This is a genomic window from Methanoregula sp., from assembly GCF_041645475.1.
Lineage (GTDB): Archaea > Halobacteriota > Methanomicrobia > Methanomicrobiales > Methanospirillaceae > Methanoregula.
This window is the reverse complement of sequence record NZ_JBAZQA010000009.1, coordinates 98,621-118,876: the sequence shown is the minus strand read 5'-3', so window position 1 is coordinate 118,876 and position 20,256 is coordinate 98,621. Positions and strand designations below refer to the sequence as shown.

At 55.3% G+C, this 20,256-nt stretch carries 22 protein-coding genes; 6 read left to right on the top strand and 16 right to left on the bottom strand.

Going from position 1 to position 20,256, the window contains the following annotated elements:
* Window positions 1–257: 257 nt before the first annotated feature.
* The 4 genes from WC598_RS09015 to thiC form a co-directional block, all read right to left on the bottom strand.
* On the bottom strand, window positions 258–1,658 hold the full coding sequence (locus tag WC598_RS09015) for an HD domain-containing protein (protein WP_372961159.1): 1,401 nt from the start codon (window positions 1,656–1,658) through the stop codon (window positions 258–260).
* A 9-nt stretch (window positions 1,659–1,667) separates the two neighbouring features.
* Window positions 1,668–2,072, bottom strand: a complete 405-nt coding sequence (locus tag WC598_RS09010) for a hypothetical protein (protein WP_372961158.1) — start codon at window positions 2,070–2,072, stop codon at window positions 1,668–1,670.
* 309 nt (window positions 2,073–2,381) lie between these two features.
* On the bottom strand, window positions 2,382–2,702 hold the full coding sequence (locus WC598_RS09005; RefSeq protein WP_372961157.1) for a nucleotidyltransferase family protein: 321 nt from the start codon (window positions 2,700–2,702) through the stop codon (window positions 2,382–2,384).
* A gap of 278 nt (window positions 2,703–2,980) precedes the next feature.
* Entirely contained in the window at window positions 2,981–4,273 is a 1,293-nt protein-coding gene (gene thiC, locus WC598_RS09000; RefSeq protein ID WP_372961156.1) for a phosphomethylpyrimidine synthase ThiC, read from the bottom strand.
* A 25-nt stretch (window positions 4,274–4,298) separates the two neighbouring features.
* Here thiC and WC598_RS08995 point away from each other — a divergent pair, with 25 nt between their 5' ends.
* Genes WC598_RS08995 through WC598_RS08985 form a run of 3 tightly spaced genes read left to right on the top strand, consistent with a single transcriptional unit; the run spans window position 4,299 to window position 5,903 of the window.
* Window positions 4,299–4,901, top strand: a complete 603-nt coding sequence (locus WC598_RS08995; RefSeq protein ID WP_372961155.1) for an MBL fold metallo-hydrolase — start codon at window positions 4,299–4,301, stop codon at window positions 4,899–4,901.
* On the top strand, window positions 4,894–5,331 hold the full coding sequence (locus WC598_RS08990; protein ID WP_372961154.1) for a DUF123 domain-containing protein: 438 nt from the start codon (window positions 4,894–4,896) through the stop codon (window positions 5,329–5,331). The genes WC598_RS08995 and WC598_RS08990 overlap by 8 nt, the downstream gene beginning before the upstream one ends.
* 17 nt (window positions 5,332–5,348) lie before the next feature.
* Entirely contained in the window at window positions 5,349–5,903 is a 555-nt protein-coding gene (locus WC598_RS08985) for a flavodoxin family protein (protein WP_372961153.1), read from the top strand.
* A 4-nt stretch (window positions 5,904–5,907) separates the two neighbouring features.
* Here the strand turns inward: WC598_RS08985 and WC598_RS08980 are convergent, their stop codons facing one another.
* Together WC598_RS08980 and cofH (WC598_RS08975) are read right to left on the bottom strand one after the other, a co-directional pair.
* Window positions 5,908–6,366 carry a pyridoxamine 5'-phosphate oxidase family protein gene (locus WC598_RS08980; RefSeq protein WP_372961152.1) on the bottom strand — a complete coding sequence of 153 codons (459 nt, stop codon included), beginning with the start codon at window positions 6,364–6,366 and terminating at the stop codon, window positions 5,908–5,910.
* A gap of 22 nt (window positions 6,367–6,388) precedes the next feature.
* Window positions 6,389–7,480 (bottom strand): 5-amino-6-(D-ribitylamino)uracil--L-tyrosine 4-hydroxyphenyl transferase CofH, encoded by a 1,092-nt coding sequence (gene cofH / locus WC598_RS08975; RefSeq protein ID WP_372961151.1) that lies wholly within the window; start codon window positions 7,478–7,480, stop codon window positions 6,389–6,391.
* Window positions 7,481–7,581: 101 nt separating this feature from the next.
* On the opposite strand from cofH (WC598_RS08975), the gene WC598_RS08970 reads away from it, so the two are divergent.
* Complete coding sequence (locus WC598_RS08970; protein WP_372961150.1) at window positions 7,582–7,884, top strand: YunC family protein; 303 nt, start codon at window positions 7,582–7,584, stop codon at window positions 7,882–7,884.
* 44 nt (window positions 7,885–7,928) lie between these two features.
* Here WC598_RS08970 and cofH (WC598_RS08965) read toward each other — a convergent pair whose 3' ends face one another.
* From cofH (WC598_RS08965) to WC598_RS08955, 3 genes are all read right to left on the bottom strand, one after another.
* Window positions 7,929–9,014, bottom strand: coding sequence for a 5-amino-6-(D-ribitylamino)uracil--L-tyrosine 4-hydroxyphenyl transferase CofH (cofH, locus tag WC598_RS08965; RefSeq protein WP_372961149.1), 1,086 nt, complete (start codon window positions 9,012–9,014; stop codon window positions 7,929–7,931).
* A 15-nt stretch (window positions 9,015–9,029) separates the two neighbouring features.
* On the bottom strand, window positions 9,030–9,737 hold the full coding sequence (locus WC598_RS08960) for a signal peptidase I (RefSeq protein ID WP_372961148.1): 708 nt from the start codon (window positions 9,735–9,737) through the stop codon (window positions 9,030–9,032).
* 86 nt (window positions 9,738–9,823) lie between these two features.
* Window positions 9,824–10,444: a LysE family transporter gene (locus WC598_RS08955; protein WP_372961147.1), complete on the bottom strand. Its 621-nt coding sequence runs from the start codon at window positions 10,442–10,444 to the stop codon at window positions 9,824–9,826.
* Between the two features lie 128 nt (window positions 10,445–10,572).
* On the opposite strand from WC598_RS08955, the gene WC598_RS08950 reads away from it, so the two are divergent.
* Window positions 10,573–11,970 (top strand): DNA-directed DNA polymerase II small subunit, encoded by a 1,398-nt coding sequence (locus WC598_RS08950; protein WP_372961146.1) that lies wholly within the window; start codon window positions 10,573–10,575, stop codon window positions 11,968–11,970.
* Window positions 11,971–12,124: 154 nt separating this feature from the next.
* A complete protein-coding gene (locus tag WC598_RS08945) occupies window positions 12,125–13,975 on the top strand; it encodes an ATP-binding protein (protein ID WP_372961145.1) in 1,851 nt (616 codons plus the stop codon).
* A 139-nt stretch (window positions 13,976–14,114) separates the two neighbouring features.
* Here WC598_RS08945 and WC598_RS08940 read toward each other — a convergent pair whose 3' ends face one another.
* The 7 genes from WC598_RS08940 to WC598_RS08910 form a co-directional block, all read right to left on the bottom strand.
* Entirely contained in the window at window positions 14,115–14,363 is a 249-nt protein-coding gene (locus tag WC598_RS08940) for a type II toxin-antitoxin system HicB family antitoxin (RefSeq protein ID WP_372961144.1), read from the bottom strand.
* Between the two features lie 368 nt (window positions 14,364–14,731).
* On the bottom strand, window positions 14,732–15,145 hold the full coding sequence (locus WC598_RS08935) for a 4Fe-4S dicluster domain-containing protein (RefSeq protein WP_372961143.1): 414 nt from the start codon (window positions 15,143–15,145) through the stop codon (window positions 14,732–14,734).
* A gap of 6 nt (window positions 15,146–15,151) precedes the next feature.
* On the bottom strand, window positions 15,152–16,231 hold the full coding sequence (locus tag WC598_RS08930; protein ID WP_372961142.1) for a nickel-dependent hydrogenase large subunit: 1,080 nt from the start codon (window positions 16,229–16,231) through the stop codon (window positions 15,152–15,154).
* Window positions 16,228–16,593, bottom strand: a complete 366-nt coding sequence (locus tag WC598_RS08925; RefSeq protein WP_372961141.1) for an NADH-quinone oxidoreductase subunit C — start codon at window positions 16,591–16,593, stop codon at window positions 16,228–16,230. Before WC598_RS08925 ends, WC598_RS08930 begins: the two co-directional genes overlap by 4 nt.
* Window positions 16,590–17,081: an NADH-quinone oxidoreductase subunit B family protein gene (locus WC598_RS08920; RefSeq protein WP_372961140.1), complete on the bottom strand. Its 492-nt coding sequence runs from the start codon at window positions 17,079–17,081 to the stop codon at window positions 16,590–16,592. The genes WC598_RS08925 and WC598_RS08920 overlap by 4 nt, the downstream gene beginning before the upstream one ends.
* Complete coding sequence (locus WC598_RS08915) at window positions 17,078–17,941, bottom strand: respiratory chain complex I subunit 1 family protein (protein WP_372961139.1); 864 nt, start codon at window positions 17,939–17,941, stop codon at window positions 17,078–17,080. The genes WC598_RS08920 and WC598_RS08915 overlap by 4 nt, the downstream gene beginning before the upstream one ends.
* A complete protein-coding gene (locus tag WC598_RS08910; RefSeq protein WP_372961138.1) occupies window positions 17,938–19,857 on the bottom strand; it encodes an NADH-quinone oxidoreductase subunit L in 1,920 nt (639 codons plus the stop codon). Before WC598_RS08910 ends, WC598_RS08915 begins: the two co-directional genes overlap by 4 nt.
* Window positions 19,858–20,256: the final 399 nt, after the last annotated feature.

The following is a 20,256-nucleotide window of genomic DNA, read 5'->3' as shown; positions in this document are numbered from 1 at the left end:
TTATGAGACCGGCCGAAGTTATTCTATCTGTGAATTCTCAAAGCAAACGGTTTATCGTGAATCTGGAGGACGAAACTCTGGACATCCTCAACATCATGGGTCCCGCTTTTAGGAATTATTATTTCGTTAGGGAGTCCTGCGAAATGTAGGATATAATCGAAGTCTTGTAGATTTAAGAAAGGTTACTTATTGCAATTATCATGAAAATTTTTCAGGCAGGTTCTGATGGAAAGAGGGGAGAGAACGAAATTAAAACGTTAATGAGCTCTTCTTCGATAACACTGTAAATAAGGTAGAATTTCAGGTAATTTTTCCTCCTCTACGTATACATAGGGAACTTCTGTATACTTTTTAATTCCTTCTGTGCTCATCCGTAATGTTGCGACCGCACTAATGGGAGATCCATCAATATCGATCATAATGTCTAATCCCTGTTGTTCAGCATAAGGCACAAATTTTGTCCAACATACAAGAACGTTATCAGGATCAACCCTCAACGTTTCCGCGATCTTTTGCTCAAGCAGTGCTGGATTCGCTTTTGAAATTGTTAATAAATCACTCCTCGAAACCTCATTATCAATTTTGTTACGGAAGTCATACGCATTTTTCCAGGGAGATTTTAAGAACTTTCGCTCTCTCCAAGATTCGTATAGATTTTTAATTTTGGGATTATCGTAATTATTTCGAATTTGAGTGATAACATCATAATCATCAATTTTGTTATCTATCAAATTTTTCACTGAAAAAAAATCGGGTTTGATTTTTCCATCTTCGATTAATCTTTTTAAAATTTTTTCCAGCAGCGCATTTGTATAAACAACCTTGTGGTGCTGATATACCCACATATAGACTTGTTGCCGCCCAATTATTAAATTAGAGATTACACTCAAAGCTTTTCCACTTAATACTAAAATATCATCTAAAATCGTATATGTCGATAGAAGTCTTTCTTTATCAAGCGAGATAAGCGCTGAACCCGTCATATAATTATCGCGTAATAAATAATCAAATTTATCAACGTCAATGGGAGAGTTGAGGATTTGTGCTAATATTGTATAGGGTTTGAAAAGATCATTACCAACATCCTTGTTTACACGACCTAATATCATCGCTGCAACACTTTCTGCGTTAACACCAAGTCCTTCCAATTTCTCTCTATACTCTGTTAAAATAACGTAGCATCCAATAATTTCATGATTGGCTTTCTCAATCAGTACCTGCTCGTTTGATTCTCCGTCCATTGTTACAAAATTAAGCTTTGACAAAATTTTCGCTTTTATTTCGTCAATTTCGTGGGAATAAAAACCTTCACACGTATGGGAGAATGGTGTATGACCTATATCATGAAGAAGACACGCATATCTAAGAGTTTTCTCCATTTTTTTACGTTCATCCGGATTATTCCAAATTGCAGCATTAGCTCCTGATGAATTACAAATGACATTTTTGAAAACAGATGTTCCGAGTTCGGCCACACCCAAACTATGTTCAAATCTAGAGTGGGTCGCCCCCGGATAAGTCAAAAATGCTGTACCCATATGATGGAGATTGCGTAACCTTTGGAAAAGAGGGGTACTAATAATTTCCAAATCTTCATTTGAGATTTTTACAAGTCCGTGGACTGGATCTTTGATATATTTCCATTTTGCAGGGGGCATGATTTAAAATTATTGCGGCTGGATTTCACGGATTAAATTCGATAAAATTTCATCATATGTGGCAATTGCTGTTTCCGAAATATTTCCATACCATTCAGATCTCTCTGTGTCTAATTCTCTTCCCCGATCAGTTATTTGATATACAATCGAGCCAACTTTTTCTTCAATCATACCGGCCGAATTTAAAAAAGAGATATCACGATTGAATTTATCACTATACAATTGTTCACCATACGGTCCGAAATCTAGAGGTAAAATGATATTATTTTTAAATAATTCATTTCGAAGCTTCAGTAGATCAGATTTCATTGCTTCCCTTTCCCGCTTATCTATTTTATTCAAATAATCTACAATAACCATACAGGAGGGAAGTGTTTGTTTTACAACTTGAGCATCCGCTACTATAATTGCCATGATATCGTATTATCAACAATCAAGGATAAATTGCTTTCGAAGAAAGACCGAAAATAATGGGATGGATTCTGTATTGTGCCCCTCAAACGATTGTGGGAAGTCACCATCCGAATCGAAAATGAGTCATCTTGTTCCTGGGAATCGCAGGAGCGCATCCTGTGATGGATAGGCTTTGAGAGAAAACGATACAATTGGTGTGAAAAACGAAATTTTCAGCGAGATTTATTTATTCATTCATCGTCTCCTCCGTTGTCCCGAAGAGGTTGCCCCTAATCTTCACGATGCTCATATTCTCGCACATCGACCAGATCATACCGGCACGACTTCAGCAAGCACGTACGGCCTGATCGCGGGTTTGAGGCCGCTCTTCTCCACAAGGTCAACCCGGACGCCAAGGAGATCCTCAAGGTCATTCTGGAGATGGATAAAATCAAGGAGGGTTCCCGGGCGGTCGAACTCAACGAGAATGTCCACATCGCTTGTCGTTTTCTGCTCGCCCCGGACATAGGAGCCGAATATCCCGAGGTAGGTAATGCCATAACGAACCCGGAGTTCCGGCAGGTGTGCCCGGAGATCCTGCTGGATCTCGTCAACCGACCGCTTCCTGTGAGACTGGCTGATCCTTGGCACGGCACATCCCTCTTAGTATAGATGATGGGATTGTCCGATGTTATATTTTTTGAAGGCTACGGGAAATCCGGACCGGGTCCGGCTGGAAAACGATTGGAGTACCAAGTGGTTATCTGATACCCCATGTACCTCTCAGTCATTCTTCCCGATTCCGTGCACTCAATACATCATAATGCACGATTTTGGCTATTTTCGTGCACGGTAATGATCAAAAAAAGAAACTTTTGTATCAATGTTCACTCAGATTCCCACATTTTTCTTTACGTTTCGTTGTCTGATCATTCCTTCCCGGTCTTCTTCCCGGTCCCGAACAACTCATTCACCATCTTGACCGCACAGAGATCCCCGCACATCGAGCAGGTATCGGTCTCACCGTCCCGCTCGTGGATCTTCCGGGCATGATCCCCGTATAATGCGAGTTTGAACTGCTCGTCCCAGTCCAGTTCGTGCCGGGCCTCGGCCATCCGGACCTCGCGGTCCATCTTCCAGCCCTCGTGCTTCCGGACGGTGTCGCCAACGTGCGCTGCGATCTTTGCCACCCGGGTCCCTTCGATGATGTCCGCGACATCCGGGAGGGCGAGGTGCTCGCTCGGCGAGACCATGCAGAGGAAATCGGCGCCGTTCAGGCAGGCCGTTGCCCCACCAATGGCCGCCACGACATGGTCGTAGCCCGGCGCAATGTCGGTGACGATCGGGCCGAGCAGGTAGAGCGGGGCATGGTCGGTGATCTCCTTGATCATCCGCACATTGTAGCCCACCTGGTCGAGCGGCATGTGGCCCGGTCCCTCGATCATCCGCTGGACGCCTGCTGCCTGCGCCCGCTTTGCAAGGTTCCCGAGGGTCACGTACTCCACGGACTTTGCGAGTTTCCCGGCATCCTGGAGGCAGCCGGGCCGCATCCCGTCCCCGAGGCTGACCGTCACGTCGTATTCCGCAAGGATCTCAAGCAGGTAGTCGTACTCGGCATAGAGCGGGTTCTCCTCCCTGCGCTGCATCATCATCGCGCAGTGGAACGAGCCCCCCCGGCTCACGACCCCCATCAGCCGGGGATCGGACTTCAGCGCAGAAAGGGCCTGCATGTTCACCCCGCAGTGGAGGGTGAGGAAATCAACGCCCTGTTTGCAGTGCTCCCTTATCACCGTGAAGAGCAGGTCGGGAGTGACATCCCGGGCATTTCCCGCCCGGCGCACGGCCTCGTAGATGGGGACGGTCCCGACAGTTGTGTCGAGAGCGAGCATCTTCTTGCGGATCGCGACAAGGTCGCCTCCCGTGGAGAGGTCCATCAAGGCATCGGCGCCGTTCTCAAGCGCTGCCTTTGCCTTCACCTCTTCCAGAGCGGGGTCGCACCGGCTCCCGGAAGTCCCGACGTTCACATTGATCTTGACCGAACAGCCGGTCCCGATCGCACACCGCTGGTGTTCCCGGACGGGGTTGGCCGGGACAACGATCCTCCCGGCAGCGATTCCCCGCGCGAGCCGTTCCGGCTCCATCTGTTCCGCCCGTGCAACCGCTTCAAGTTCCGGCTGGGTCCCGCGGCAGCACCTGCGGATGAGCAAATCCATAAGAAACATCTGTTCCGGCTCCTTATTATTGTGCATGCAGGTCAGGTGGCTTTGTGGGGAGTCGGTGTACGCCAACGCGTACATTGTTGGAAATGTGCTGGTGGATGCGGGGGTCCTGCCGATGGCGGTACAACCTTATAAGGAGGAGATCGATACCATCGTTCTCACCCACTGCCACTATGACCATATCGCCCGGGTGAAAGAGATCGCGCACATGTGCAAGGCCAAGGTTGCCATCCATACGGAGGATGCCCTCGGCCTCCTTGAGGACATGAAGAGCCTCTCGATGAACTTCGGTGCCCGCTCGCCGGGCATCCTTCCCGACATCAAGCTCAAGGAAGGCGACAAAATCGGCGATCTCGTGGTCATCCACACGCCGGGCCACACCCGGGGAAGCATCTGTCTCTGGTCCGAAAAGGACCATGTGCTCATCAGCGGGGATACGGTGTTTGCGGACGGCTACTTCGGGCGCTACGACTTCCCCGGCGGGAGCAGGACCGACCTTGCCCGCTCGCTCGACCGGCTCTCCCTGCTCGATGTCGAAGGACTGTACGCCGGGCATGGCGAGCCCACGGATGAGAACGGCAGCCGGTGCATTGCGGCGGCGCTGGGGCTCATGAAGAGCGGCTATGGATAAGGGAATCTACTGCCTTGTTTTTTCAAGTCCTGGCTGCACGGCAGGGGTCGGGGCGCTCGGGGAGATCGCGTTCCGGAGGGGCTGGTACATCTACGTGGGCTCGGCGCTCGGGAGCGGGGGGCTTGCCCGTCTGGAGCGCCATATCGCCCTCTCCCATGCCAGGGACAAGCGCCCGAAGTGGCACGTGGATTACCTCTCCACCGACAGTCGTTTTTCGCTCCGGTCCACGGTCCACGCTGTGACCGGCGAGCGGTTTGAGTGCCGGCTCGCAGGAGTTCTCGCGGAACCGGGTATTCCCGGGTTCGGGTGCAGCGACTGCACCTGCCCGTCCCACCTCGTTTACCGCACCCGTAACCCCGCAAACGAGATCGGATCTGCCTTCCGGTCACTGGCCCTGGAACCGGTCACCACAACCATCAAGAACCCATAGCGCAGTAACGGTAACATATGAAGGTTCTGGGTATCTCGGGAAGCATGCGGAAGGAGGGCAATACCGCGAGTCTCGTGAAGATCATCCTCAACCGGTGCAACGAGGCCGGTATCAGGACGGAGTTCGTGTCGCTTGCGGGAAAGAAGATCCAGCCCTGCCTGGGCTGCGAAAAGTGCCGGGAGAAGAAGTGGTGCATCATCGAGAACGATGACTGGGATGACATCATCAGAAAAGTGCTTGACTGCGATGTCCTGGTCATCGGCTCCCCCACGTATTACTTTGACGTCAACGGCCACACCAAGAACTTCATCGATCGCACCTACTCTCTCTACCATGACCGCAAACTGGCCGGCAGGAAAGGCGTTGCGGTGGGGGTCCACGCAAACAAGGGAGTGACCCGGACCATCCAGACGCTCGAAGGGTTCCTCTCAACCCACGAGTTCTCGTCGCTCGGGTCCGTGAAGGGGACGGGATTTAAGGAGGGCGACGTGCTCAACGATGCCGAAGCGGTCCAGAAAGCCGAGAAGACGGCGGATAAGATAATCCGGCTCGTCAAGACCCGGCACGGGTAAGCACTCAGTACCCGTGCTTTTTTGCAGTCATCTCCCGGATATCGATCCGGATCACGCAGACCCGTTCCAGGTCTTTTTCCCGGAAGTCGTGCGTCTCTCCCCCGTAATGCTTAAGGATACAGTTGAGCGCATGGCGCTTCTCTCCGGGTTCCTCCACGAACAGGGCAGTCCCGGTGCAGATCACGCTCCGGTACTGCATCTCCCATGAACAGGGGTTGTCGCCCGGGAGCGGGCCTTCGGTGCTGTCCACTTCCAGACAGCAGCGCGGGTTTTTCTTCAGGATATCGGTCTTTTTTCCTTCATGGGCCATGTGGAGGTAGATTGTTCTGCCATCAATCCCGAAGCAGAGCGGAACCACGTAGGGCTCGTCCCCGTCAGCCATGGCAAGCCGGCATACGGGAGCTGATCTGAGGATCTCAGCCATCTCCTCACAATCCGTAATCTCCCGGTCTTTCCGCCGCATTTCACATCCCTCCGGTATCCCCTTACGGGACCGGTTCGTACAGGGTTGTTCTCCGCGCAAGCGTCCGCCCGAGATCCTCGGCAACGCGCTGCATCTCGGCCGGGTCGAGGTAGTCCGTATTGGTTGCCCCCGCCCCCTTGGAGATGCTCTCCTCGAACATGGTCCCGCCGAGATCGTTTCCCCCGGCAATGAGGCCGAGCTGGGCCATCTTGATGCCCTCTTTCACCCAGGAGACCTGGATGTTCCGGAAATTGTCAAGGAAGAGCCGGGCAACCGCCACCATCAGGAGGTCTTCCCTGCCCGTTGCCCCGGCCCGGGCCTTACCCTGCCGGAAGATCGGGGTGTTCATGTGGATGAACGAGAGGGGGACGAACTCGGTAAATCCCCCGGTCTCGTCCTGGATGTCCCGGAGAATGCCGAGGTGTTGTGCCCGGTCCCGGTCCGTCTCGCAGTGGCCGTACATGATCGTTGCGGTGGTCCGGATTCCAAGGCCGTGGGCCTCGGTGATGATCCGGACCCACTCGGTAGTCGGGATCTTCTGGTGGCAGATTTTGTCACGGACGGAATCCACGAGGATCTCGGCAGCCGTCCCGCACATTGAGCCGAGGCCTGCCTCCTTCATCCGGTCCAGTACCTCGACCGTGCTGAGGTGGCTTTTCTTTGCCGCATAGGCAACTTCCATCGGGTTTCCCGCATGAATGTGGACATTTGGCGCCGCCTCGCGGATCCAGCGGTAGACATCGGTGTAGGACTGTGCGGAAAAGTCGGGATGCAGCCCGCTCACGCTGCAGATCTCGGAGACCTTGCGCTCCTGGGCAAGGGCCACCTTTTTCTGGATTGCCGCTTTGTCGTGGAAATAGATCCCCGGATCCCCCGGCTTCTTCGAGTACCCGCAGAAGCCGCAGGAGTTGACGCAGAGGTTGGTCACGTTGATGTTCTGGTTGCGGACATACGTGACCGCATTTCCGGCCCGCTCTTCACGCACCTCGTCTGCGGCTGCTGCAATCTCCCAGACCTGCCGGTCGCGGATCTTAAAGAGAAAGACCGCTTCGTCTTCATCCAGCCGGTGGCCGGCTTTCACATCGCTGAGTAATGTCCTGATATTCCTGTCCATACGCACCCCGGGTTTCGTACGCAGTGTACCCCCCGGAGAAAAGTAAAGGTATCGCATCCGGATTCCGCAGAATTATAATCCGGCACGACAACCATCTTTTAATGATGCAGCAGATGAACGTGAAACTGGCCGGGAGAACCGCAAAAGGGTTCATCATCCCCCTTGGACCGGCAAATCTCGTTGCGGTGAGAACCGACATGGGGCTTGTCGGATGCGGGGCTTTTGACGTTGCGGCCCTGGACAAGTTCAGCTACCCGGCCGCAAAGGTACGCCCCTCCCTCGGGCCGTCGATTGTGGATACCGATGACCTCCTGAGCGGGATTGTCAGCGAAGCCAACCGGTCGGCCATCAGCCGCGGAATCAAGACCGGCATGACGGGCAGGGAAGCGCTGGAACTGCTCTGATATTCTTTTTTGTTGGCCTGATCAAAAAAAACAGGGGATCCGGTTTACACCAGCTCGTAGAGCGTTGTGCGCTGCCGGAGCGTCCGCCCGAGATCGGCAACTATCCGCTCCATATCCTTTGGATCGAGATAGTCCGAACCGGATGCCCCGGCGTTTCCGGTCACGTCGTCCGTGAACATGGTGCCGGCAAGATCGTTGGCCCCTGACAGGAGTGCGAGCTGGGTCATCTTGAGCCCCACTTTGCCCCAGGCCACCTGGATGTTGTCGAAGTTGTCGAGGAAGAGGCGGGCAACGGCGATCATCAGGAGATCCTCGCGACCGGTTGACCCGGCCCGGGCAATGCCCTGCTGGAAGAGGGGGGTGTTGGTGTGGACGAAGGGGAGGGTCACGAGCTCGGTGAACCCGTGGGTCTCGTCCTGGATCGCCCTCAGGAGACCGAGGTGTTCGGCCTGGTCTTTCGAAGACTCATACGAGCCGTACATGATGGTTGCCGTGGATCGCAGGCCCATGGTGTGAGCTTCCCTGATGATCCGGATCCACTCGGCAGTGGGGACTTTCCTTGGACAGATGACCTCCCTGACGGAATCCACGAGGATCTCAGCTGCTGTACCCTGGATCGTGCCAAGGCCTTCCTTCTGGAGCCGGGCAAGCACCTCGGTTGTCGGGCATTTCAGCTTCTTTGCTGCAAACGCCACCTCGTCCGGGCTGAAGGCATGGATGTGGACCTTCGGGTCAACCTCATGCACCCAGTCCATCAGTTCGCAGTAGGTGTCGAGCGTGAACCCCGGGTGAACGCCCGAGAGGAAACAGATCTCGGTGACGCCCCGTTCCTTTGCAAGCCGGGCCTTGGCCTGGATCGCCTCCCTGTCATTGCAGTACGCCCCCTCGTCAGTAGCCTTCCGGCCGAAACCGCAGAAACCGCAGAGGTTCTTGCAGATGTTGGTGACGTGGAGGTTCTGGTTCTTCACGTACGTGACAACGCTGCCCGTCTTCTGTTCCCGCAGTTCATCGGCTGCTGAAAGGATCTTCAGGATCGTGCGGTCCTTTGCGCTGAGCAGTCCCGCGGCTTCCTTATCCGTAAGACGGTGGCCCCCGAGAACATCGTCAAGGAGGGTTGAGGTTTTTGTCATGTGCGCTTTTCCCTCCTACCGCTGCTTCTTGCCGGCCTTCTTTGCCGGTTTTGTCTCTTTCTCTTCCCGTGACCGCACGTACATCTCGTGCAGTATCATGATGACGATAACAACGATCACCACTTCCACGATGTGGAGGGGCAGGTACCCGACCAGGGGAACCGTGAAGAGGGATTTTCCTACAATCCACTCCTCCCTGACCGGTTCCGGGTTCCCGATTCCCGTAAAGGAGACGAACTGGTCCGGGTAGGGGTTGTTATCCCCCCAGGTTATGTAACCGGGATGGGGTGCGGTGTAATTCGTCTTGAGCGTATTGCCCCGGATCTCGGTCATGGGCTCGTCGGTGGCATAGGCAACAGCCCGGTGGATGATCGGGTGGACCGTTGTCAGGCCGTTGGGTTTGTAGATGATGACATCCCCGTAACTCCCGAACCTGGAGTTGTTTGCCGCTTTGCCATCCACCCAGGTCTGGAACTCCCCGTACCGGTCCTTCTGGACCACGACAACGAGATCCCCGACCTTCATGTTCGGGTCCATGCTCTTGGACTCGATGGTCACAACGGCCGGCCAGGTACCGCAGATGAGGTACAGGGCGAGGGCGATAGCCCCGACCACCACGACAACCCAGAGGAGGTCGCGGGCAAGCGAGACCGCCCAGTGGTTGCTCGTTTTGAATTGGGTGAAAAGTGATCGTATATCCCGTCTGGTTTCTTTCTCTGCCACGTGCAATCGCGCCCTGTACTGGATTTTCGTATAGTGTTTGACCCGTTATACATTAACCCTGTGGAATCACCATGGCTCTGGTGCAGTCAGGAGGGAACCACGACACGGATTATGTAATAGATCCCGAACGCGATGAGAAACAACCCGCAGGCTGCCATGATCCGGTGGTACATCGTGTCTGTCAGGATCGAGACACCCCTGGATACCCCGGCGGCAACGAGCGTGAACCACCCGGTATCCGCTGCCCAGTGGCCGATCATGAAGACAGCGGCAAGCAGAAGGCCGCCTTCGAGGCCGGCTATCACCATCGCGCTCCCGACCGAGAGCCACCAGATCCAGAAGTAGGGGTTGGCGGCGCTGGAGACGACACCCGCCACAACCGGGTTGCCGGCAGGAAGTGTCCCCTTCGGGTCTAGCGAGGCCGTCCTGCTGCCGAGGATCGTGAGTACCCCAAAGAGAATGAGCGCCGTCCCGCCCACAAGGGCAATTGCGGCCATATAGGGCTGGGCAAGGGCAGCAAGGCCAAAGACTATGAGGATGAAAATTGCGAGTTCGACAATGATGTGGCCAAGCGAGATCCTGAGGCCTGCAGTCCAGGACCCGGAGAGGGAGGCATTGATCGTTGCCACAAGAGTCGGGCCGGGGGCAAGAGCACCCGTAAGGCCGATCACGAAGCCCAGGAACAGCATGGAAACGATATCGGACATTGCCTTCTCCCGGAAATGGGTACCAGTACCTGGGTACGGGAAGGATATCAACCCCGCCCAACGGGGATCCCTCACCGGGCCATGGGTAAAATACCAGCCTATATTTTATCGGCAGCTGATATTCTACCATGCTTGATATGCGGGAGATCACGCTCCGCTTCCTTGATACAAAGCTGCAGGTGCACCCCGACGTGGTGCGCTATATCCAGGAGCAGGACGATTTCGGGCTGATCGAGCGCATTATCGAAAATGTCCCAAAGGACACCATCGTTGTTTCTGCAAAACATCTCCCCGGGATTCACCCCACCCGCGACGGGACGCGGTTTCTCGTGGATCCGGAGGTTGAGGTGGTTGCAGGCATTGCCGGAACCTCCGGGGCAGTCACCGGGTCGGCAGACTATCTCCACTATTTCCGGGACCGGTACAGCAAGCTCGGCGGCATGATCCGGAGCCGGGCCGGGTCGATGCCCATCGAGGGGCTCACCAAGAACTCCCGGTACCGGCAGGAGGAGTGTACCGTGATCGGGATGGTTGTCGAGGTGAAGACCACCACGAACGGTCACCGCATCGCCGAGATCGAGGACACGTCCGGCTCGGTTGCCGTCCTCTTCCGGAAGGACCGGCCAATCCACGAGGATGCCGAGAAGCTCATCCCGGACGAGGTGATAGGCGTCAAGGGCAAGCTCTCCAGCGACGGGAAACTCTTCTTTGCCGAGACCCTCTACCGCCCGGACATCCGCATCGACAATGCGCCGTATAAGAGCGAGCAGCCGGGAAAAGCGGTCTTCATCTCGGATGTCCACGTGGGGAGCGATACGTTCCTGCCGGAATGCTGGAACCGCTTTGCCGACTGGCTTGCGGACAATGACTTCTCCTACCTGCTCATTGCAGGCGACCTCGTGGACGGGATCGGCATTTACCCGGGCCAGGAACAGGAGCTGACCATCAAGAACATCTACGAGCAGTACGATGCGTTCGGGGAGATGATGCAGAAACTCCCGTCACGGATGAAGATCATCATCTCGCCCGGCAACCACGACGTTGTGCGGGGCGCCGAGCCCCAGCCGGTGCTGCCGGAGCAGTTCACGAGAAAGTTCCCGGACAACTGCGTGCTCGTCGAGAACCCGGCACTCGTGCGCCTCCAGGGGGTCCGGGTGCTTATGTACCACGGGAGATCCATCGACGACATGATCGGCCTCATCCCGGGCGCCTCCTACGAGAACAGCGGCCTGATGATGGAGGAGATGCTCATCCGCCGCCATCTCGCCCCCGCGTACGGCCGCCGGACACCGATTGCGGCCGGGAAGATCGACCGGCTGATCATCGATCCGCTCCCGGAGATCCTGCACACCGGCCATGTCCATATCAAGGGCATCACCACCTACCGGGGGGTGCTCGGCATCAACGCGGGAACCTGGCAGTCGCAGACCAAGTTCCAGAAACAGATGAACGTCAACCCGACCCCGGCGCTCGCGGTTGTCGTTGATTTGCAGACACTGGTACCGGAAACATTCAGTTTCGCGTGAAACCGTTGAGAAACCGTTGCTTTTGCTTACAGGGGAGACGGGCTCTTTTGTTCCGGGAGATTTTAACCAGCCCGTTAAAAATCGCAACCCTCATGTAGCTTGGTTCGTCATATCCATGCATGAGAACGGATACCGGTAATCGTGAGGCGGGCCGATGAAACCTCCCGCAGGCTTTGAGAGGAGCGATCTCGTCTGGAAGGCGGGAATCATCGGCACGGCTGCCGTTGCACTTCTTGCAACCCTGACAGGACTTCTTTTCGGGATAACGACAGGCATCCCCCATCTCCTGTACATCCCGGTGGTGCTCGCCGCATACCGGTACCCGCGACGCGGGGCGGTCATTGCAGGATGCATCGGGGCCGTCTACCTCCTCCAGGTATTTCTCCTTGCCGGATCCTCGTTCACCGTTCTTGCCGAGGCACTGGTCCGGGCGATTGTTATTGTCGTTATCGGGTGGCTGATTGCAGCCCTAACCATCCGGCTCCGCGAAAAGGAGGATCTCTACCAGGGTCTCTTCGACCATTCGGAAGGAGGCAGCATCCTCATTGCTGATGCCAGCAGCAGCCGGACAATAGAGGAGATCAACTGGAAGGCTGCCGATCTCCTCAATAAAAAAGCTGCTGACCTGAAGGGCACACCCGTCACGTCTTTCTGGAGAGGCGGGGAGGAAGAGGAATTTTTTGGCAGGCTCTCCCGCGAGGGGGCGGTCTATGCCACCGAGACAGAGTTCAGCCGTCCTGACGAGAGTTCGTTTATCACCCTTGTCTCTGCCGCCTCTCTTCCCGGCGACCGGGCTATCCTCACCTTCTTCGATATAACGGGCCGGGTCCATGCCGAGCATGCCTTAAAAACAGCCAACGACAAGCTCAGCCTCCTCGCCCGCTTCTCGTCAGACCATCTCCACCGGTCGGTTGACGAGATCATCGAGACTGTTGACGAGGCGGATGCCCGCAGCACCGATACCCAGATACACTTGTATTTCGATAAGATCCGGACACTCGCATGGAATGCTGCCCGCCAGCTCTTCCTCACCGAGTCCTACAAGGATCTCGGGTCGCTCCCCCCGGCCTGGATAAGCGTGCAGCGGTCGGTTGAAACTGCCAGGTTGCCGTCGGATGACAAAACCGTCCCGATCCGGTGCTGGACTGGACGTCTTGAAGTCTACGCCGATCCGCTCTTTTCTGATGTCCTCACCCATCTCCTGGACAACTCCCTGCGGCACAGCGGGAGCAGGGTCAAAAACATTGTTGTCACGTATCACGAGACCCACGACGGGCTCGATCTCTGCATCAGGGATGATGGCGCCGGGATCCCTGCAGAGAAAAAACAGCAGATATTCGAGTATGATGCCGGGGGACACGCGGGGATCGGGCTCTTCATCTGCCGCCAGATCGTTGAGGTGACCGGTATGACGATCCAGGAGAACGGCACCCCGGGCGCCGGGGCACAGTTTGTGATCCATGTCCCGCCCGGCAGTTACCGGATCGAGGGAACCGGGGAGGATGCACCGTCAATACCGGTAATGCCGTCACCGGCACGGTTTGTGGTGAAACACCGCACGGGTGCAGCCGTGAGGGAGCTTGTATCCTCGGAGTTTTCTGTTGCAGAGGCACTCTGGACCGATTACCACAACACGAAGGGTGACATCAGGACGGACCGGATATTTGCTGCGTTTTCTGACGGCCAGGCCGTATCGGTTGCCCGGTGCAAACGCCACACGGATGGTTTTGAGGTGGATGGCGTGTTTACCCCAACAAGCCAGCGGGGCCACGGGTATGCAAATGCCGTGGTCTGGGGGCTTGTCGAGGCGTGCGGGCAGGATACGCTCTACATGCATTCTGTCTGGGATCTTGCAGGGTTCTATGGAAACTACGGGTTCGTTGCGATCGACGAGAAGGAACTCCCGCCAACCATCCGGGACCGGTTTGCCTGGGCACAGGGAGAGATGGAGGGGGCAAATGTCCGGCCCATGAAGCGGGACCCGGCCCCCATAAAAATGCCGTGATAATACGAGAAGAGAAGGGGGGCTGCCTTTTTGGGCAGCCACCGGAATTATTCTTTTGCCGGCTTTTTCGCGTCGAAAATTATGGGTGACGCTACGATGAAATTTCAGGGGGGCGGGTGAGAGCCAATGATGGTACGCGTTACGTAACCGCTTTTTTCCGGTCCATCTTTTTAAGAGCTCTCTTGATAATCTCTTTTTTGTGGGGTTCTGGTATTGTGCGCCCCTCCTTTTTTGCCGTTTCCAGCCAGAGGTCCATCGCAACCTTGACCTCGTGCAGCGCAGACTCCTCCGTTTCACCAAATGCGGAACAGCCGGCAAGTTCCGGAACTACGGCAATATATCCGCCATCATCCTCGCTAAAGAAAATTTCTATGGCATATTTATGCATGGTCGGACTCCTCCAACAGCGAATAATGCTCAATTATTTTACACAACTGTATCACCTGATAAGGTTTTGCCTTTCCACCAACATCCTGGAAGTTCAGCATCTCACGGATTCCTTTCCGAACGAAAATCCTGTGACTTCCCCTTCCCCCGCGACAGATGAACCCGAATTTTTCTGCCGCAGTACACAAAAGATCGAAACGGATATTTTTGGGATGCTCTTTCAGATGGGTGTACAATTCATGGTTGTTCATCGTTGAAATTTATTATTGATTGCTCAATATAAAACGAGGGCACTGGACCGTGAAAGTAATGCCGGTTCTGAATAATAAAAGAAAAACTCCCAAAAACGGAAAGATTGGATTAAAAAATTTATTCCTTTGGTTTTTCAGCGGGCTTTACCCCACCGTCGGCCGGTGCTGCTGCCGGCTCCTTCTTCTTTGGCCCTGCAACGGTAAACGTCTCAACACCGCCCCGGGCGGTCATGGCCGGGCGGTACTGGTTGTCCATCGTGAGACACTTCGTGGGGCATACATCCACGCAGACGGCACAGACAACGCAGCGCATCTGGTCGATCTGCCAGGTCTTCTCCTTGACCTCAACAGATATCGCCTGCGAGGGGCACTTGCGCTGGCAGGACCGGCAGGTTATGCACCCGTCGGGGTTGATCTTCACGTGGCCCCGGGTGTTGGCCGTCTTCTTGGCCGGCTTTGCCGGGTACATCAGGGTTGCCGGGCGGGTAAAGAGGCTTTTTAACACCGTCTTTGTCATCTGGAACAGCGTCATGTCAGCTCACCTCTCCGCACAGCCGATACAGGGATCAATACTCAGGACGATCACCGGCACATCCGCAAGCTCGCAGCCTTTGAGGAGGGTTACGAGCGGGGGGATGTTCGTGAACGTGGGAGTCCGCACCCGGTGCCGGACAAGGTTCTTCTTGCCGTTACCCTTGATGTAGTGGATGACCTCGCCCCGTGGCTGCTCGGTCCGCGAGAAGTACTCGCCGTTGGGGGCGCCGGTGACCTTCATGTCCACCGGGCCGTCGGGGATCTTCTTTATGCACTGCTCGATGATATCGATGGACGTGAACATCTCCTTTGCCCGTATCGCACAGCGGGCATAACAGTCGCCATCGTGCTCTACAACCGGCTTGAAGTTGATCTTCCCGAGTGCCCCGTAGCCGGTCTCCCGGATATCGATGGCAAGACTGCTGCCCCGGGCGGTCGGTCCAACCGCACCGAGGTAGTACGCATCCTCCTTGCTGAGAACACCGACCCCTTTCAGCCGGTGTTTCATCGAGCTGTCATGCAGGAAGACGTTGTTGAGATCGGTAAGCTCGTGCTCCATGCTCTTGAGCCCTTTGAGCATCTCGTCGAGCTTCTCGGGGGTGATATCCTTCCGGACACCCCCCACCTTGCAGACGCCCTGGATGACCCGGCCGCCCGTGGTCGCTTCCAGGTCATCGAGGATGTGCTCCCGGAGGCGCCAGGCGTTCATGAAGACGCTCTCAAAGCCCATGCTGTCGGCAAAAAGCCCGAGCCAGAGGAGATGGGAGTGCAGACGCGAGTATTCCCCCCAGATCGTCCGGAGGTACTGCGCCCGCTCGGGCACTTCAAGGCCCATGATCTGCTCGATACCCTGCACGTACGTCTGGCTGTGAATGAAACTGCAGATGCCGCAGATCCGCTCTGCAATAAAGACGTACTCGGTGTATTCCCGCTTCTCCACGAGCTTCTCAAGGCCCCGGTGGACGTACCCGATGGTGGGGATGACATCCACGACTTTTTCGTCCTCAAGCACGAGGTCCAGGTGGAGGGGTTCGGGGAGCACCGGGTGCTGCGGGCCGAACGGGATGGTTATCTGCTTGCTCATGCGTCGCCCTCCTTGGTGATGGTCACCGAAAACGGATGTTTGATCGCCGTCTTGTAGAACGTGCCCTTGAAATCGATGTTGATTCCCTTGACATGGATGCCATAGAGGTCGTGGATCTCGTTCTCGTACACGAAGGCCCCGAAATACGCCCCGCTGATGCTTGGGATCTCGTCATCCTGTTTTACGGTGATGCGGTAACTGGTGAGCTTGTAGTCCTTGTCGTAAACATAGATGATCTCGAAGTCGTCTTCGATCTTCGTGCACCCGATCTGGACAAGGCGGTTGCCATCTTTCTTTGCCTGCTCTGCTTTTGCCACAACCTCCCCGACACTGATCGGGGTGATCGTCTGTAATTCCATCATTGTGCACCTCCTTCTGCGTGCCTGTGGTGTTCTGCATGACCGTGGTCGGTCACAACCGGGGAGTGAACATTCTTACTCCGTTTCTCTTCAAGGATCCCAAGAGCGGTTACTATCCCGTCGATGATGGATTCCGGGCGGGCAGCGCAGCCGGGCACGTACACATCGACCGGAATGAGCTTGTCGATGCCGCCGGCAACATTGTAGCATTCCCGGAATACCCCGCCCGAGCAGGCGCAGATGCCTACGGCAACTACGACTTTCGGGTCCGGCATCTGGTTGTAGATGTTCTGGATGACCTCGCGGTTCGCCTCGTTGATGGAACCGGTGACCACAAAGATATCGGCGTGCTTGGGGTTGCCGGTATTGATGATCCCGAACCGCTCGACATCGTACATGGGTGTCAGGCAGGCCAGGATCTCGATGTCGCAGCCATTGCAGCTCGATGCATCATAGTGGATGATCCAGGGGGATTTGGCCAGGTAGGTCATGATACGCCTCCGTTGAGGAAATAAAGGGCAGCCAGGTTGATCATGCTGACAACAAGCGCTATCAGCCACGAGCTCTTGACAGCCATCTGCCAGCGGACACGGGCATTGGTATTATCGATAAGAATCTCCAGCAGGTAAACAACGATGACGGCGATTACTGCTATCAGCGGGTTGAACCCGAAGAAGAGCCAGACAAAGCCGAGCAGCAGGACCGTCTCGTACCAGTGGGTGATCTCGATGAGGCCCAGTGACGGGCCCGAGAACTCCGTTGTCACACCCTTGACGATCTCCTGGTGCGCATGGTGCGAGGTGGAGATGTCGAACGGGGACTTGCGGAGCTTGATCGTGAGGACATACAAAAAGCCGAGGAAGATGCCCGGTATCAGGAGTACGACCGGCGTGGTGCTGGCCGCGATATCTGACACGTTGAAGCTCTTCGTTGCAACGAACATGCCAACCGCTGCCAGGATCACCATCGGCTCGTAGGCCATGATCTGGAGGAGCTCGCGTTCTGCCCCCACGTAGCTGTAGGGGGAGTTCGCGGCAAAGGCACCCAGCACGAGGAATACCTGGGCGAGCGTGAGCGCAAAGATGACGAGCAGGAGATCCCCGCCGGCAAAGAAGAGCGCTCCCGTGAAAGCCATGAAGATGACGTAGCAGATCGCGTAGAAGATCTGTGTCTCGTTGACGACCGCGTGCTCCTTCTCGAAGAGCTTGCCCACATCCCAGAACGGCTGGAGGATCGACGGGCCGACCCTGCCCTGCATGTGGGCGGTTATCTTCCGGTCGATACCGGCAATAAGACCGCCAACGATCGGCGCCACGAGGACAAAGATGATGGCCCAGACGATATTGATCATTTGAACACCCCCGGTAATGCACCGGCTGCAAGCATGATCACAATGAGCAGGGAGCAGAGCCAGATACCGGTTGTCCTGAGCTTGGTCTCACCGAACCAGTCCTGGAGGTAGTAGTTGGAGAGCACGGTCTTTTTCTGGATACCAAGGGAGCCCGAGAACCGCATGTCGTGCGTTGTTGTCCTGCCACCCATGTAGGGGGCAACATGCCGGTGTTTCCGGTGGTGAGGCAACAGGATGGACAGCGGCATTAAGACGAGCAGGAAGAGCATCAGGATCATGATGATGATGTTATCCTGCGAGAGCTGGGCCACCTTGCCGTAATTTGCCAGGAGGTAGGGCTCAAGGAGTTTTGTCGAGAGGAGCGGGAAGACGAGCGTGGTGACAATCGAAAGCCCCGCAAGGGAGGTGAGGGCCGCCCATTCGCTGCGGTCAACTTCCCCTTCGATGTTCTTGCTGTCGCTTGTGACGGCGATGATCTTGCCCATCCACTTGGCCCAGAAGAAGAGGGTGAGGGCACTGCCGAATGCAAGGATGATGACGAACAAAAACCCGTAGGGTGCGTCGATGAACGCCCGGATCGCCGCCCACTTGGATATGAGCATCCCAAACGGCAGGAGGAACATGCCGGCAATACCGATCACCATCATCGAGGCTATCTTCGGCATGCGCACGATGAGGCCGTTCATATCATCGATCTCGCGGCTCTTGATCCGGTGCTCGACCGTTCCCACGGAGAGGAAGAGGAGCGACTTGGAGATCGCGTGGAAGACAATCAAGAGGATCGCAGCCCAGATCGCCTCGTACGTGCCGATGCCGGCACAGGCCACGATGAGGCCGAGGTTTGCAATTGTTGAGTAGGCCAGCACCCGTTTCGCATTGCTCTGCGAGACGGCAATTCCCGACGCGAGCAAAAACGTCAGGCCACCCACGAGAGCCAGCATGTAGCCGGTGAAAGTCGACTGGAAGATCGGCGCGAGCCGGACAATGATGTAAACACCGGCTTTGACCATGGTGCTCGAGTGGAGCAGGGCCGAGACCGGGGTCGGTGCAACCATTGCCCCGACAAGCCAGGATGAGAACGGGAGCTGGGCAGCCTTCGTAAGCCCGGCAAACCCGATAAGGGCTGCCGGGATGAGGGCTATCACTTTACCGGATGCAAGGAGCTGGTCGAGGCCGATAATATTGCTGCCGGACATTGCAAGGTACAGGATTGCTCCGGCAAAGGCAATACCACCAAGCAGGTTCATCCAGAGGGCGTTGAATGCGTTATTGGTTGCTTCCCCGGTCTTCGTGTACCCGATCAAGAGGAACGAACAGAGGGTCGTAACTTCCCAGAAGAAATAGACCCAGAGAAGATTGTTGGAGAAGACGAGCCCGAACATCGCCGACAGGAAGACGAACAGGATACAGAAGAACATGTTGCGCCGGTCTTTTACCTCCGGGTGGCTCTCGTGGAAGAACTTCATGTAGCCAAGCGAGTACACGCAGATGAGGCTGCCGATGATGCCGATGATGAGAGCCAGGATATTCGAGAGCTCATCGATGAACAGGTTGGAGGTTGCGCCTGCCGAATGGGCATACACGACCTCGAAGTAGATCATCATCGCGGACTGGACAACGATGAGTCCCACTACAACGTATTTCCGGTGTTTGAGACCGAGATACAGGATAAAGACGGCTATCAGGATCTCAAGCACGAACATGACGAGCCCGACCGGTTCTGCAGGAATAGCAGAGACCAGCTGGGCTCCTTTATCGAACGTGAGAAAGAGAAGAAACACGGTCGCCACACCGATAAGCAGTGCGGACAGTTTCACGATCAGGATGCGTTCAATCTCTTTTCGTATACAGAGCATGAACACTGCCGCGATCAGGGGAAACAGTATGAGAAATAACAGAAGCTGTACGAATTGCACCAGATACCCTCCTTCTCTGAATATACGAATTTTTCATTATTAATCATATTGAATTGTGCACGATTCTTCATTTTCCGGAAAAACAGTAAAATCCGGTGAAAAACCGGATAAAAGTGAGAGAAAATTGCAGATAATCTCCAGGAAATGAGGGTGAAAGGCCAGAAAACCAGAAAAAACACAGGAAGGCGATGAATGCGGCCCGGGTCGGCCAGACCCTCGGGAGCGCAATGAAAGATAAAAGTTTAATGTTTCAAGAATGCACTATTGATCTCTTAGGGTGGTATATGGATTTTTCCGGGGGGAACTTCGGAACCATTGTACATCCTCTGGAGTCATCGGGGCAGGTTACCCGCCGATGCCAATCTTATCATACCTGATGTACTGGAAAAACCATCGTGG